The sequence below is a fragment of the Microbacterium sp. MYb64 genome, assembly GCF_002979495.1.
In the GTDB taxonomy this organism is placed as follows: Bacteria; Actinomycetota; Actinomycetes; order Actinomycetales; family Microbacteriaceae; genus Microbacterium; species Microbacterium azadirachtae_A.
This window is the reverse complement of the sequence record NZ_PCOW01000021.1, coordinates 1-13,605: the sequence shown is the minus strand read 5'-3', so window position 1 is coordinate 13,605 and position 13,605 is coordinate 1. Positions and strand designations below refer to the sequence as shown.

14 protein-coding genes are annotated in these 13,605 nt (G+C 72.3%); 6 read left to right on the top strand and 8 right to left on the bottom strand.

Annotation, left to right across the window (positions count from 1 at the left end; translation table 11 throughout):
• The first annotated feature begins 45 nt into the window (after positions 1 to 45).
• Together CQ044_RS15795 and CQ044_RS15790 are read left to right on the top strand one after the other, a co-directional pair.
• The gene (locus tag CQ044_RS15795; RefSeq protein WP_105689341.1) at positions 46 to 921 is read left to right on the top strand and encodes a DUF1266 domain-containing protein; all 876 of its coding nucleotides are present in this window, start codon (positions 46 to 48) and stop codon (positions 919 to 921) included.
• Entirely contained in the window at positions 918 to 1,991 is a 1,074-nt protein-coding gene (locus tag CQ044_RS15790) for a hypothetical protein (protein ID WP_146116808.1), read from the top strand. The genes CQ044_RS15795 and CQ044_RS15790 overlap by 4 nt, the downstream gene beginning before the upstream one ends.
• Positions 1,992 to 2,112: 121 nt before the next feature.
• On the opposite strand, the gene CQ044_RS15785 is transcribed toward CQ044_RS15790, so the two are convergent.
• From CQ044_RS15785 to CQ044_RS15770, 4 genes are all read right to left on the bottom strand, one after another.
• Entirely contained in the window at positions 2,113 to 2,739 is a 627-nt protein-coding gene (locus CQ044_RS15785) for a response regulator transcription factor (RefSeq protein ID WP_105689339.1), read from the bottom strand.
• A complete protein-coding gene (locus tag CQ044_RS15780; RefSeq protein WP_219844980.1) occupies positions 2,736 to 4,034 on the bottom strand; it encodes a sensor histidine kinase in 1,299 nt (432 codons plus the stop codon). Before CQ044_RS15780 ends, CQ044_RS15785 begins: the two co-directional genes overlap by 4 nt.
• A gap of 119 nt (positions 4,035 to 4,153) precedes the next feature.
• Entirely contained in the window at positions 4,154 to 5,188 is a 1,035-nt protein-coding gene (locus CQ044_RS15775; RefSeq protein WP_105689338.1) for a LacI family DNA-binding transcriptional regulator, read from the bottom strand.
• A 3-nt stretch (positions 5,189 to 5,191) separates the two neighbouring features.
• On the bottom strand, positions 5,192 to 6,667 hold the full coding sequence (locus tag CQ044_RS15770) for a glycoside hydrolase family 1 protein (protein ID WP_105689337.1): 1,476 nt from the start codon (positions 6,665 to 6,667) through the stop codon (positions 5,192 to 5,194).
• A 313-nt stretch (positions 6,668 to 6,980) separates the two neighbouring features.
• Here CQ044_RS15770 and CQ044_RS15765 point away from each other — a divergent pair, with 313 nt between their 5' ends.
• The 4 genes from CQ044_RS15765 to CQ044_RS15750 all read left to right on the top strand — a co-directional run bounded on the left by CQ044_RS15765 (position 6,981) and on the right by CQ044_RS15750 (position 9,265).
• Positions 6,981 to 7,502 carry an adenine phosphoribosyltransferase gene (locus tag CQ044_RS15765; protein WP_105689336.1) on the top strand — a complete coding sequence of 174 codons (522 nt, stop codon included), beginning with the start codon at positions 6,981 to 6,983 and terminating at the stop codon, positions 7,500 to 7,502.
• Between the two features lie 70 nt (positions 7,503 to 7,572).
• The gene (gene purS, locus CQ044_RS15760; RefSeq protein ID WP_045271780.1) at positions 7,573 to 7,821 is read left to right on the top strand and encodes a phosphoribosylformylglycinamidine synthase subunit PurS; all 249 of its coding nucleotides are present in this window, start codon (positions 7,573 to 7,575) and stop codon (positions 7,819 to 7,821) included.
• A complete protein-coding gene (gene purQ, locus CQ044_RS15755; RefSeq protein WP_105689335.1) occupies positions 7,818 to 8,525 on the top strand; it encodes a phosphoribosylformylglycinamidine synthase subunit PurQ in 708 nt (235 codons plus the stop codon). Before purS ends, purQ begins: the two co-directional genes overlap by 4 nt.
• Positions 8,526 to 8,674: 149 nt before the next feature.
• On the top strand, positions 8,675 to 9,265 hold the full coding sequence (locus CQ044_RS15750; RefSeq protein ID WP_105689334.1) for a dihydrofolate reductase family protein: 591 nt from the start codon (positions 8,675 to 8,677) through the stop codon (positions 9,263 to 9,265).
• Between the two features lie 265 nt (positions 9,266 to 9,530).
• Here the strand turns inward: CQ044_RS15750 and CQ044_RS15745 are convergent, their stop codons facing one another.
• The 4 genes from CQ044_RS15745 to CQ044_RS15730 all read right to left on the bottom strand — a co-directional run bounded on the left by CQ044_RS15745 (position 9,531) and on the right by CQ044_RS15730 (position 13,478).
• On the bottom strand, positions 9,531 to 9,959 hold the full coding sequence (locus CQ044_RS15745; RefSeq protein ID WP_045271777.1) for a DUF1761 domain-containing protein: 429 nt from the start codon (positions 9,957 to 9,959) through the stop codon (positions 9,531 to 9,533).
• Between the two features lie 247 nt (positions 9,960 to 10,206).
• Entirely contained in the window at positions 10,207 to 11,763 is a 1,557-nt protein-coding gene (locus CQ044_RS15740; protein ID WP_258133340.1) for an SDR family oxidoreductase, read from the bottom strand.
• Between the two features lie 145 nt (positions 11,764 to 11,908).
• Positions 11,909 to 12,667 carry an SDR family NAD(P)-dependent oxidoreductase gene (locus CQ044_RS15735; protein WP_105689333.1) on the bottom strand — a complete coding sequence of 253 codons (759 nt, stop codon included), beginning with the start codon at positions 12,665 to 12,667 and terminating at the stop codon, positions 11,909 to 11,911.
• 28 nt (positions 12,668 to 12,695) lie between these two features.
• Positions 12,696 to 13,478 carry an ATP-NAD kinase family protein gene (locus CQ044_RS15730; RefSeq protein ID WP_181158343.1) on the bottom strand — a complete coding sequence of 261 codons (783 nt, stop codon included), beginning with the start codon at positions 13,476 to 13,478 and terminating at the stop codon, positions 12,696 to 12,698.
• Positions 13,479 to 13,605: the final 127 nt, after the last annotated feature.

Here is a 13,605-nt window from a genome sequence, read left to right as displayed (position 1 = left end):
AATATTCATTCAACCTACAAATCCCCCCCACACCGGAGGACCCTCATGCACGGCAGCGCCCGCGTCGATCTGAACGACCTCGGCAGCCTCATCGGCTGGCTCTTCGCCCAGTGGTGGGTGTGGGTGATCGTCGGTGTGGTCGTCCTGTTCTTCCTGGTGGTCTGGATCATGCCTGCCGCGAAGGTGAAGCCCTCCGAGGCGTACTCGACCGACGACCGCGAGGCGAACGAGATCGCCCTGGGCTTCCTGCAGATCGTCAACCAGCCGTCCGGCCCGTGGAACGACCCGACCGCCTCCGCGCTCAGCGCGGGCGAGAAGAAGCGGCTGGTCGAGATGTGGGGCGTCGCGACCCGTGAGGAATGGCTCGCCGGCATCGAGCGGCTCGTGACCGTCCGGCGCCGCCGCGACGTGTGGGTGACGTGCCTCGCCATCCGTGCGGAGCTCGCGGGACGCCTCGGCCGCGTGCCGAAGTCCAAGGAGTGGACGGCCGCGATCATCGAGGCCGGCGGTGACAAGCGCGACGCCCGCACCTTCGTCGCGGCGATCGAGGGCGTCGAGACGCAGGTGCGCAAGCTCGTCGGCAAGGACATCGTCACGCCCGACGTCTACGTCCGCACGCTCGACGGCTACGCGCTCGGCCAGGCCGTCGCGCTCGCGACCTGGGGCGTCGCCCTGGGCCACGCCGACGTGCCGGAGGCACGGGCGATCATCCACCGCATCAACGAGGAGGGCCGCCCCGCGTTCTCCTCCTGGGCCGACTTCGGCCTGAGCTACATCACGGGCCGCGTGATGCACTGGAGCGACGGCGTGATCGGCGAGAAGACCTTCGACAAGTTCGGCGACGGCTGGTCCGAGTTCAAGGCGGCGTCCACCGCGAAGCGCAACGGGCCGTGGGCTTCCCTGCCCTGGCGGGTCGGGTGAGCGAGGGGCACAGGAGCACGGATCCGCGCGCCGCGGAGCCGATCAGGGTCGACCTCTCGGCTCTGCGGACCCCGCCGGGCATGCGCACGCTGCTCGCCTACGAGCGTGCGGCGCGCATCCCCCTGCATCGGCGCTTCTTCGCCGTGCTCGCCGGGGTGCTGCTGCTCACGGCGGCGATCGTGGCCGGGCTCTGGTGGCTGGGCTCGATCGGGATGCTCGCGCGGGTGCCGCTGCTCGCCGTGTTCGGCGTCTTCTACGGCGTGCTGGGGGCGTTCGGCTTCGTCTGGTACGCCGTGAGCCTCTCCCGTCGCGCGCGCCTGGCGATGTTCGCGTGGGCGAACGGGTGGGCCTATGCGGATCTGCTGCAGGGCACCCGACGCCCGGGTTCGGCGTTCACCCGCATGCGCCGCTCGATCGAGCGCGGCGTGATCGCCTCGGAGGACGAGCGCATCCCGTTCGAGCTGGGCGTCGCGCATTCGGTCGGCGGTCGGGACGAGGCCGCGACCGTGCAGCGCCCCTTCGCCTTCATCGAGCTGCCGCTGCCCGCGAAGGTCCCGCACATCGTGCTGCGCAACCGGCGCCGCAGCATCGTGCCCACCCTGGGGCTGGGCGGAGCACGGATGGACCTCGAGGGGCACTTCGCGTCGACCTTCCAGCTGCTCGTGCCCGAGGGCTATCAGCGCGACGCCCTCTACATCTTCACGCCAGACCTCATGGCGCGGGTCCTGGATCTCGGCGCCGGCGCCGAGCTCGAACTGGTCGAGGACCGCGCCTACGTGTATCTGCCCGGCAGCACCCGGTTCGACCGACCGGACGTGATGCAGGGGACCGTGCAGCTCGCCGAAGAGCTGCACCGACGCTTCGCGGCGCGCACGGGCCCGTACCGCGACGAGAGCACCGGCCCGATCGAACGACCGGAGGGCGTGGCGATCGGGTTGGGCGGACAGCGCCTCGGCGGACAGGGCGTGTCCCTGCTCGCGGTGGCCGGCGTATCGGCGGCGGTGATCCTGTCCGCAGGGATCACGGCGTTCGCGCTGTTCGGCGGGGCGATCCTGCGATCAGGGGGTTGACCGCAGGCGCCGATCTCTTGGGGGGATCGGCGACCGACGCCCCGTCTCCTGCGCTGTGCACGGCAGGGAGGCGGGGCGCTTCGGCGTCCGCGGTGGAGACGGCACCCCGAGCCCGCCGCGGTCAGCGCCGGATGATGCGCTGCTCGATCGCGGCGGCCACAGCCCCGGCCCTGGTGTCGACGCCGAGCTTGCCGTAGATGTGGGAGAGGTGCGACTTCACGGTCGCCTCCGAGACGAACAGCGTCTTCGCCAGCTCGCGGTTGCCGAGTCCATCGGCCAGCAGCTCGAGCACCTCGACCTCGCGCTCGGTCATGCGCGGCTCCGGCGAGGCGGCGCGGCGCATGAGCACGGCGGCGACCGAAGGGGCGAGTGCCGGCTCACCCCGGAAGACCGCCTGTATCCCCGCGAAGAGCTGGTCCGGCGGCGCGTCCTTGAGGAGATAGCCCGCAGCCCCGGCGTCGAGGGCGCGCAGGATGTCCGACTCGCTTGCGTAGGTGGTCAGCACGAGCACGGCGGGCGGATCCGGCAGCGCGCGGATGCGACCCGTCGCGACGATCCCGCCCTCGCCGTCGCCCAGGCTCAGGTCCATGAGCACGACATCCGGCCGCTCGGCCTCGACCGCCCGCACGGCGTCGGAGGCGTTCGACGCCTCCCCGACGACCACGAGGTCGTCCGTCGACTCGAGCAGCGCGCGGACGCCCGCCCGGACCACGGGGTGGTCGTCCACGAGCACGATCCGCAGCGTCATCGGCTCTCCTCCTGCGGATCCGGATCGGATCCGCGCTCGCCTTTCGGATCCGCTCCGGATCCGTCCTCGCCGAGGGGGAAGACGAGAGACAGCGTCGTGCCCTCCCCCGGGGCGCTCTCGACCTGCAGTTCGCCGCCGAGCTGCGCGATCCGCTCCGCCATCCCCGGGATGCCCTGGCCGCGGCCGGTCGCGCGGCGCTGCGCCGCCCTGGCCGACATCGCGGAGGGCCGGGCGTCGAAGCCGACGCCGTCGTCGCGGATGTCGAGGCGCAGCTCATCGGGCTGCGCGGTGAGGCTCACCACGGCCCTGCTCGCACGGGCGTGCTCTGCGACGTTCGCGAGCGCCCCGCGCACGGTCCGGATGATGGCCGACGCCACCGGCAGCGGCACCTCGGTGGCGGTGCCGTGGCTGCGGAACTGCACGTCGATGCCGCGCCCCGCGGCCTCCTCGACCACCCGCGCGAGGGCGGCGGGGAGGGATCCAGCAGCGCCCTCGAGCTCGCCGGGGGCGAGGTCGCGCACCACCCGGCGCACCTCGTCGAGCGCGGAGCGCGCCGTGCCGGCAGCCGCGCGCACCTGCTCCCTTGCGGCCTCGGGACGACGCTCCCAGCCCTGTTCGGAGGCCTGAAGCAGGAGGTTGATGCTGGACAGGTCCTGCCCGACGGAATCGTGGATCTCGCGCGACAGCCTCGCGCGCTCGGCGAGAGCGCCGGCGCGATGCTGCGCGGCGGAGAGGTCGGCCTGCGTCGCGGTGAGTTCGTCGAGCAGCTGCTGACGGGCGCGCGCCTCGCGGTCCAGCGCGCGGTAGGCGACGATCGTGGCGAACGCGATCCCGATCGGGCCGGCGACGAGCGTGGGGTCGAACAGCGCGGACAGGCGCAGCTCCGCGACGATCACCACCGCGGTCATCGCCGTGATCGCGGTGGTCGCCGGCCAGAACGGGAGGATCTGCAGCACCGCGAAGGCGAGCGGGACGGCGCACCATCCGAACGACGGGGCCACGAGCGTCAGGGCCGCCCAGAGCACGCACACCACGAGAGCCCACGTCGCAGGCCACGCGCCGCGACGGGGGACGAGCCCCTGCAACACGGCGGCCACGACCAGTACGGCGGCGCCGGCGAGGACCGGCACCGCGTTCTCGCCCTCGCCATGTCGGAGCACGTACCGGATCCCGCTGACCACGATCAGCGCGATGAGCACGATCTGCAGCGCGCGCCCGAATCGCACCGGAGCGAGGATCCCGCGCACGCCGTCGCCGAGGGGCGCCTCGTGCTGCGCCTCCGACCGCGGTTCCATGGGCTCAGCCTACGAACGCCGCAGCCCGCTCCGCATCAGCCGATCGGCTATGCGTCGAGTCGCTATGCGTCGGGTCCTGCCGGGCTCGCGGAGCCGAGGCCGACGGGCCCCGACCCGCCTCACGCCGACCCGCGCACCACCAGCTCGGTGCCGAGCGTCGTGCGGTGCGCAGGCGCGGCCCCGGTGAGCCGATCGATCAGCATGCCCGCGAGCGCCTCGCCCTGCGCATGCATGGGCTGGCGGATCGTCGTGAGCGGCGGATCCGTGGAGAGCGCCACGGGCGAGTCGTCGAAGCCGACGATCGCGACGTCCTCGGGGATCCGCAGGCCGGCGCCGCGGAGCGTGCGCAGCACGCCGCGGGCCATGAGGTCGCTCGCCGCGAAGACCGCGTCGGGCAGCGCTCCTCCGGGTTCGGCGGCGCGCCGCAGCAGCCGCTGCGCCGCCCGCGCCCCGCTGGCCTCGGAGTAGTCGCCCGCGATCTCGGCGAACGGCTCCAGCCCGTCCTCGGCGAGGCGCTCCCTGAATCCGGCGAGCCGGTCCACGGCGCCCGCCATCGACAGCGGTCCGGTCACGGTCGCGATCCTCCGCCGCCCGATGTCCCGCAGATGCTGGACGGCCTGCCGGCCGCCGGTGACGTTGTCCACGTCCACGAACCAGTCGTCCTCGCCGCCGTTCGTGCGCCGGCCGCCGAACACGACGGGCACCGCCTCGACGATGCGATCCACGAAGGCGTCGCTGTTGTGGTGCGACAGGATGATCGCGCCGTCCACTCCGCCGTTGCGCACGAAGCCCGTCATCCGGCCGCCCGGGTCGTCGCTCGCGATCAACAGGTTCAGGATGTAGTCCGAGCGCGCGATCCGGTCGCTGATCCCCGCCACGACGGCGCCGAAGTAGGGGTCGCCGAAGAAGCGCCGGGTGTCCTCCGGCACGACGAGTGCGATCGCGTGCGTCTGCCGCAGGGCGAGCGAGCGCGCCGCCCGGTTGGGGACGTAGCCGAGGCGCGCGATCGCATCCTGCACCGCGGCGAGCGCGTGCGGGCTCACCGCGGTCGACCCGTTCACGACCCGCGACACCGTCGATCGCGAGACGCCCGCCGCGGCCGCGACCTCCTCGATCGTGGCGCGCCCGGCGCTCGACCCGATCCCGTCGTCCATGTCTCAGACCGCCCGGGCGGCGATGATCCTGGCGTACTCGCGCCCGGAGTCCTTCACGATCCGCTCCTGCGTGTCGTAGTCGACCCGCACGATCCCGAACCGCTTGCCGTAGCCCCAGGACCACTCGTAGTTGTCGAGCAGCGACCACGCGAAGTAGCCGCGCACGTCGACGCCCTCCTCGATCGCGTCGTAGGTCGCCGCGACGTGCTCGCGCAGGAACATGGCCCGTTCCGCGTCGTGCACGACCCCGCCCGTCCTGACCCCCGTCGCGGGGTCGGCCACGCGTGCGCCCTCGACCTCGTCGTCGTACGCCGCGCCGTTCTCGGTCACGTAGAGCGGCAGCCCCGGCGCGTACTCGGTGCCGAGCCGGCGCAGCAGCCGGGTGAGCCCTTCCGGCTGCACCTCCCAGTCCATGCCCGTCCGCGGCAGCCCGCGCTCGACCCAGTGCACGTCATCTGCGGCGGGGAACGGAGAGCGCGTGCGGCGCACGTTCTCTCCCTCGACGCCGCCGTCGTGCGGCGTGCCCTCGCTGCCCGGCTGCGGCGTCCCGGAGAGGAGCTCCCCGTGGTAGTAGTTGACGCCCAGGCAGTCCAGCGGCGCGGCGATGGTGTCGAGGTCGCCCTCGTGGATCGCGGCGGCCCAGCGGCGCACGGCGATCGGATCCACCTCGCGGATGTCGGAGACGACGTCGGCCGGGTACGCGCCGCGGAGCACAGGGTCCAGAAACCAGCGGTTGAACTGCCCGTCGATGCGGCGCGCGGCGTCGACGTCGGCGGGATCCCGGGCGTCGGCGGGATCGGCGACCGTGAGGTTCAGCGTGATCCCGAGGTCGAGCTGCGGATCCCGTTCCCGGAGCGCACGCACCGTACGACCGTGCGCGAGCAGCAGGTGGTGCGCGGCGAGCATGCCGTCCTCGATGCCGACCCGCCCCGGCGCGTGCACGCCCGCGGTGTAGGACAGGAACGAGGAGCACCAGGGCTCGTTGAGCGTGGTCCAGTGCTGCACCCGGTCGCCGAGCGCGTCGTGCACGCTGAGCGCGTATTCGACGAAGCGCTCCGCCGTGTCACGGGAGGTCCAGCCGCCCTTCTCCTCGAGCGCCTGGGGCAGGTCCCAGTGGTACAGCGTGAGCCAGGGCACGATGCCGCCCGCGAGCAGCTCGTCGACGAGGCGGTCGTAGAACGCGAGGCCGGCGGGGTTGACCGCGCCGCCGTCCGGCCGCACGCGCGCCCATGAGGTGGAGAAGCGGTAGGCCTGCAGGCCCAGCTCGCCCATGAGCCGCACGTCCTCGGCGTACCGGTGGTAGTGGTCGCACGCGACGTCGCCGGTCTCGCCGTTCAGCACCGCACCGGGTTCGCGGGCGAAGGCGTCCCAGATCGATGCGGTGCGGCCGTCCTCGAAGGCGGCGCCCTCGATCTGGTAGGCAGCGGTGGCGGCTCCGAACAGGAAGCCGTCGGGGAATCGGCGGACGGACGTGTTCAAGGGCGCTCCTTCGCTGGTGCGTCGTCGGGTCGGCGCGGTGGTGGATTCGCGGCGGGTTCGCGAGGGGGTGCTCCTCGCGAACGCTCGAGCTGTGAGGCTCGGGCTGCGAGGTTCGGACTTCTTGAGCGCCTCCCCGGCGGTCCGGTTCAGGCTATGGGAGCGCTCCCACGATGTCAACGGGCACGGTAGCCCCGCCGATCCGGGTGGAACTCAGTCACTTCGTGCACGCGTAGCCCGTTCGGCGATCTGCAACCCCCGATTCGACTGAGTTCGGCACACCACGCATACGAGACTGCCCGCGTACCCTGGACCGGTGACCTCCTCGCCCGCGCTCGTCCGTGCCGAATCGCTCATCCGCTCGATCCCGGACCACCCGGAGCCGGGCATCCTGTTCCGCGACATCACGCCGCTGCTGGCGGACCGCGAAGCGCTGCAGGCGACGACCGAGGCGCTCGTCGCGCCGTTCCGCGGATCCTTCGACGTCGTCGCCGGGATCGAGGCGCGCGGCTTCATCCTCGCCGGAGCCGCCGCGATCGAGGCGGGGACCGGCTTCGTGCCGATCCGCAAGGCGGGCAAGCTGCCCCTGCCGGCCGCGTCCGTGGACTACGCGCTGGAGTACGGCACGGCCACGATCGAGATGCACGACGACCTGCCCGCGGGATCCCGCGTCCTGCTCATCGACGACGTGCTCGCCACCGGCGGCACCCTGGCCGCGGGGCGCAGGATCGTCGAGCAGCTCGGCTATCACGTCGCCGGGATCTCCGTGCTCTTCGAGATCGACGGGCTCGGCGGCCGCGACGTCGTCGGCGACGTGCACACGGTGTTCCGCAGCTGACCGCGGTCCGGCCTCTCGCCGGACGGTAGACTGGACGCGCCCTCCCGCCCGCGACATTTCGGAGCCTCGAATGCCCACCATCGTCGTCGACGTCATGCCCAAGTCCGAACTGCTCGACCCGCAGGGGAAGGCCGTATCCGGAGCTTTCGCCCGCACCGGCGTGACCGCGTTCAGCGACGTCCGCATCGGCAAGCGCTTCGAGCTCACCGTCGACGGCGAGGTCACCGACGATGTCCTCGCCGAGGCCCGCCGGATCGCCGAAGAGGTGCTCTCCAACTCCGTGATCGAGGACGTGGTCGGCATCGAGGTCGCCGAATGACGGTGCGGATCGGGGTCGTCACCTTCCCCGGATCCCTGGACGACAGGGACGCCCAGCGCGCCGTGCGCATCGCCGGTGCCGAGCCGGTCGCGCTCTGGCACGGGGCGCACGACCTCGACGGCGTCGACGCCGTGATCCTGCCCGGCGGCTTCAGCTACGGCGACTACCTGCGCTCCGGCGCGATCGCCGCGCTCTCGCCGATCATGACCGAGGTCAAGGACGCTGCCGCCAAGGGCATGCCGATCCTCGGGATCTGCAACGGCTTCCAGATGCTCGTCGAGGCGCACCTGCTGCCCGGCGGCCTGATCCGCAACGACCACCAGCATTTCGTGCGCCGCGACCAGAAGCTCACGGTCGAGAACGCCGACACCGCCTGGACCCACGAGTTCACGCGCGGGCAGGAGATCATCATCCCGCTCAAGAACGCCGAGGGCGGCTACATCGCCTCCGACGAGACGCTCGACCGCATCGAGGGCGAGGGCCTCGTCGCCTTCCGCTACGCCGGCGTGAACCCGAACGGATCCCTCCGCGACATCGCCGGCCTCACCAACTCCGGCGGCAACGTCGTGGGCCTGATGCCGCACCCCGAGCACGCGACCGAGCCCGGCTTCGGCCCCGACACCTCCGCCGCGATGCGCAGCGGCGTCGACGGTCTGCCGTTCTTCACGAGCGCGATCGCCGCGATCGCCCGCGTCGCCGCCTAGTCTCCTACTTTCGAGTCGTCCCCGTCAGCGGCGCCTATGGCGTCCGCTCACGGGGACGGCTCTGTTGATGAGGGGCACCACGAGGGGGCGTTGCGCCTGCGGAGGGCCGGGGTTAGCGTCGAGAGCGTCCCCGACGATGGGAGAGGCGCATGGCCGGCCGGTTCGTGTACTGGATGAACGTGTCCCTCGATCTGCGGATCGAAGCCGCCCCGGGTGACGAGGGCGGCGGCGACTGGATGCGGATCGACGAGGCGCTGCATCGCGAGTTCAACCGCCGCGCCGAGGACCTCGCGCTCATGGTGCAGGGCCGGCGCGTGTTCGAGATCATGGAGTCGTTCTGGCCCGCCGCGCGCGACGACGCCTCGCTGCCCGCGTTCATGCAGGAGTACGGCGCGATCTGGACCGACAAGCCGAAGATCCTCGTCTCGCGCACCCGCACCGAGGCTCCGTTCCATACGCGGGTCATCGGAGAGGATGCGGTATCCCGGCTCGCGGAGGTCCGCGCCGAGACCGAGGGCAGCATCGGCGTGGGCGGGGCGACGCTCGCCACCGCGTTGCTCGAGGCGGGGCTTCTCGACGAGCTCCTGCTGTTCACGCATCCGGCGATCCTCGGATCCGGCCGCCCGCTGTTCGACGATCCGCGCCCCGGCGAGACGAGAGCGCCAGTGATCCTCGACCTGCTCGAGCAGGCCTCGTACGACCAGGGCGTCGCCCTGCACCGCTACGCGATCCGCCGCTGACGGCTCTCGCGCAGCGGTGCTGTGCTTGCCCTCGCCCCCTCCGGTTCCCCCCCCCATTTCGCGGTCGTCCCCATCAGCGGACGCTATGGGCTCCGCTGACGGGGACGACTCGAAGTGGGACGGGCCACCAGAGGGGGCAGCAGGGCGGAGCCGAACCGAGGGCCGGCGGCGCGGTCGGCCGAGGGCAGCGCGGTCAGCCGAGGCGGGCGGTGCGATCAGCCGAAGGTCGGCGGACGGTGAGGTCAGCCGAGAGTCGGCCGTGTGGTCAGCCGAGGGCCGGCGGCCAGACGCCGATCAGGACGGCCATCACCACGACCGTGACGAGTTCGTGCGCGATGTTCATCACGGTCAGCGAGCTGGGGCGCCCCTCGAACGCGTCGTGCGTGATGAACCGCGCCGCCGTGAATCCCATCCACAGCGTGATCGCCGTGACGAGCGCCGAGAGGAAGAAGGATCCGCCGTAGAAGTGCCAGGCGATCGCCGTGGCCCCCGCGAGCACCCAGGCCGTGAGGAAGCTCACGATCACGGTCGCGATGATGGCGAGGACCGGGCTGCCCTTGGGATTGTCGAGGTCGACCCCCGCAAGGCGGGCCCAGCGGGTGCCGAGCACGCCGCGGGCGTACCAGATGGATCCGACGACCATGCTCGATGCGGTCGCCAGCAGAACAGCCCAGTAGTTGATCTCGGGAACCATGACAGCCTCCTCGGTCGGTGCCGGACGCTGGCAGCGACCCGGTGCGCTCAGAGTACCGCCGCGGATCCCCGGCGCCACGCCGCCTCCGCCGAGACGGCGCGGCGCGCCCCGCCGTGCCCTCCACCTCGCGGTCGTCCCCATCAGCGGACGCTATAGGCGCCGCTGACGGGGACGACTCGAAAGTAGGAGGGCAGCGCGACGCGGGAGGGCAGCGCGAAGCGAGGGGGCAGGCGCCACAGGCCCGCGCTCACCAGGGGCTGGACTCGTAGTCCTTCAGGAACACGCCGTGGACGTCCTCGCCGGACTCGCCGCGCACGATCGGGTCGTACACGCGGGCCGCGCCGTCGACGAGGTCGAGCGGGGCGTGGAAGCCCTCCTCGGCGAGGCGCACCTTCGTGTAATGCGGGCGCTCGTCGGTGATCCACCCCGTGTCGACGGCGGTCATCAGGATCCCGTCGGTCTCCAGCATCTCGCCGGCGCTCGTCCGGGTGAGCATGTTCAGCGCAGCCTTCGCCATGTTCGTATGGGGGTGTCCCGGACCTTTGTACCGGCGGGAGAACTGGCCCTCCATCGCCGAGACGTTCACGATGTGCTTGCGTCGGGCGGGCGACGCTGCCATCGCCGGACGCAACCGGCTGATGAGCAGGAACGGCGCCGTCGTGTTGCAGAGCTGCACCTCGAGCATCTCGAGCGGATCCACCTGCTCCACGCTCTGCACCCAGCTGTTCACGCGGTTCACGTCCGGGACGAGGCCGCCCGCGTCGATCGCCGTGCCGTCCGCATGCTTCGCGAGGGAGGAGGATCCGGGCGCCATCGCGAGCCGGGCCAGCTCCTCGGCGGTGAGCGCCTGCCCGCCCCGCTCCGCGATCGTGCCGCCGAGCGACGCGATCGACAGCAGCGGGTGCGCGTCGACCGACGCCTGCAGCGCCTCGGGGTGGGGATCCGCGGTGTGCCCGAAGGTCTCCATCTCTGGCAGCGGCCCGTTCGGGAGCGGTTGCAGCTCGGCGTCGGCGAGCAGCGAGTACGCGCCGGGCGAGCGGCGCACGGTCTGCGCGGCGTTGTTGATGAGGATGTCGAGCGGGCCCTGCGCCGCGACCGAGTCGGCGAGCGCGATCACCTGGGCGGGGTCGCGCAGGTCGATGCCGACGACGCGGAGCCGGTGCAGCCAGTCGGCCGAGTCCGGGAGCGCCGCGAACCGGCGCACCGCGTCGCGCGGGAACCGGGTCGTGATCGTGGTGTGCGCGCCGTCGCGGAGCAGCCGCAGCGCGATGTGCATGCCGATCTTGGCGCGCCCTCCGGTGAGCAGCGCGCGCTTGCCCGCGAGGTCGGTGCGGGCGTTGCGCTTGCCGCGGCTGAACCGAGCGCAATCGGGGCAGAGCTGGTGGTAGAATGCGTCGACCGTCGTGTACGACTGCTTGCAGATGTAGCAGTTGCGGGGCTTCAGCAGCTCGCCGGCGGTCGGCGCATCCGTCACGCTGCTCTCGAGGTCGAGACCGCGCGTCTCGTCGTCGATGCGGTCCGGAGCACCCGTCGCGGTCGCCGCGATGACAGCGCGGTCGGCCTCGGCGATCGCATCGCGGATCTCCCGGCGACGGACCCGCTTGGCGGCCTTGAACATGGCCGAGGTCCCCCGGCGGACGGCGATGAAGTCGGGGTGGTCCTGGTCGAGCCCGTGAAGCTCCGCGAGCACCCTGAGGGTGGTCGCGAGGTCGGTCGGGTCGATGCCGGATCCGACCGCGTCGTCGCCTGTCGTGGCGCTGAGGTCGCTCTGCGTCGACGGGGCGTCGGAGGGGGCGTCGGTCATTGTCCCGATTTTACGCGAGCCTGCTGGGTGAGAGCCCGAGTGCCGAGTGCACGGACCCATGCCGAGTGCACGGCTTCCTCACGTCGAGGAGCCGTGCCCTCGGCAGGATCCCGTGCACCCCGCAGGACCGCGCGCCGCAGCAGGCTCAGGCGATGCCGCCGCCGTCCACGACGAGGGCGGATCCGGTCACGTACGACGACTCGTCGCTCGCGAGCCAGACGACGGCCGCCGCGATCTCGGAGGGCTGGCCCATCCGGTTCAGCGGGCGCTCCGCGGCCTCGGCGAGGAAGCCGGCCTGATCCTGGCCGAGCTGGCGGGCCTCGTCGCGGAGCATGCCGGTGTCGACGTCGCCCGGGTTCACCGAGTTCACGCGGATGCCCTGCGGGCCGTGGTCGATCGCGAGCGCACGGGTCATGTTCACGACCGCGCCCTTCGACGCGCAGTACGAGAGCGCCTGGCCGCCGCCCTTGAGCCCCCAGCCGGATCCGGTGTTGACGATGGATCCGCCGCCGTTCGCCGCCATGATCGGCACGACGTGCTTGCACATCAGGAAGATCGCGCGCACGTTCACGCCGAACACGCGGTCCCATTCCTCGACCGTGGTCTCGACCGCCGTGGTGCGCCGGATGATGCCGGCGTTGTTGAAGACGACATCCACGCCTCCGAAGCCGTCGACGACCGAGGCGACGACGCGCTCGATGTCGGCCTCGCTGGAGACGTCGGCGCCGATCGCGACCGCGGAGCCGCCCGCCGCGCGGATCTCCTCCGCGACAGCCTCTGCGGCCTCCGCGTTCAGGTCGACGACGGCGACGTTGGCGCCCTCGGCCGCGAAGGCGAGGGACGTGGCGCGGCCGATGCCGCCGGCGCCTCCGGTGACGATGGCGGTCTTGTTCTGCAGACGCATGGGGTGCTCCTTGCGGGTCGGGTACGGGTCAGGGGACGAGGGCTTCGGGTGCGGCGACAGCGTAGAACGCGGAGGCTGCGGCGCCGGTGATGACGCGGATGTGTCCGGCGAGGGAGGCGTCGACCTCGGGATCGCCGGTGTCGACGAGGAGCGGACGTCCGCCGAGGTCGACGAGCTTCTGCTCGGGGGCGACGACGAGGAGCGGATCCGCCCCGAGCGCGCGGATCACCCGCGGGGACAGCTGCTGGTTGCCGCGGCCGAGCAGGAACCCCTGCCCCCCGATCACGGTGACCACGGCCTGGGCGGGGCCGGCCGCGACCTCGGCGAGCAGCCGGCGCTCGTCGGCGCCCGCGGCCACGAGGCGTCCGTCGAGCACGACGTCCACGCCGAGCGGGGTCTTCGCGATGCCGAGCTCCGCGGCGATCCGCGCCGTGGTGCCGCCGGGGCCGAGCAGGTATCGCACGCCCGGCCGCATCGCACGGACGGCGCTGCGCGCGGCGGCGGCGACCGCCTCCTGCTCGGTGACGGGTGTGGGCGCCTTGCGCGCCTGGGTGCGCCCGAGCCGCTGCGGCACGCGCAGGCTGCCGTAGAGCACCGGCTCCACCCTGGCGCGGCGGAGCGCGGCCTCGTCGACGTCGAGCACCTCGCGCACAGCCGTCGGCACAGTCCCGGATCCCAGCCAGTCCGCCGCGAGGGCGCCCGCCGCGACCGGGGTCACGGCGAAGACGGGCGAGTACATCTTCACGCCGGCGGGGATCCCGAGCACGGCCGGCTCGGCCCGTTCGGGTCGCACGGCACGTTCGGGGCGCACTCCCACGTTTTGGGGCGTGTCACGACCGTCCACACCGGCGCACGGCGCCCCAAACGGCACAGGTGCGCCCCGAACCGGATCCCCGGAGCCAGCCACTGGGCCCACCGGATCCCCCTCCCCCGACGCC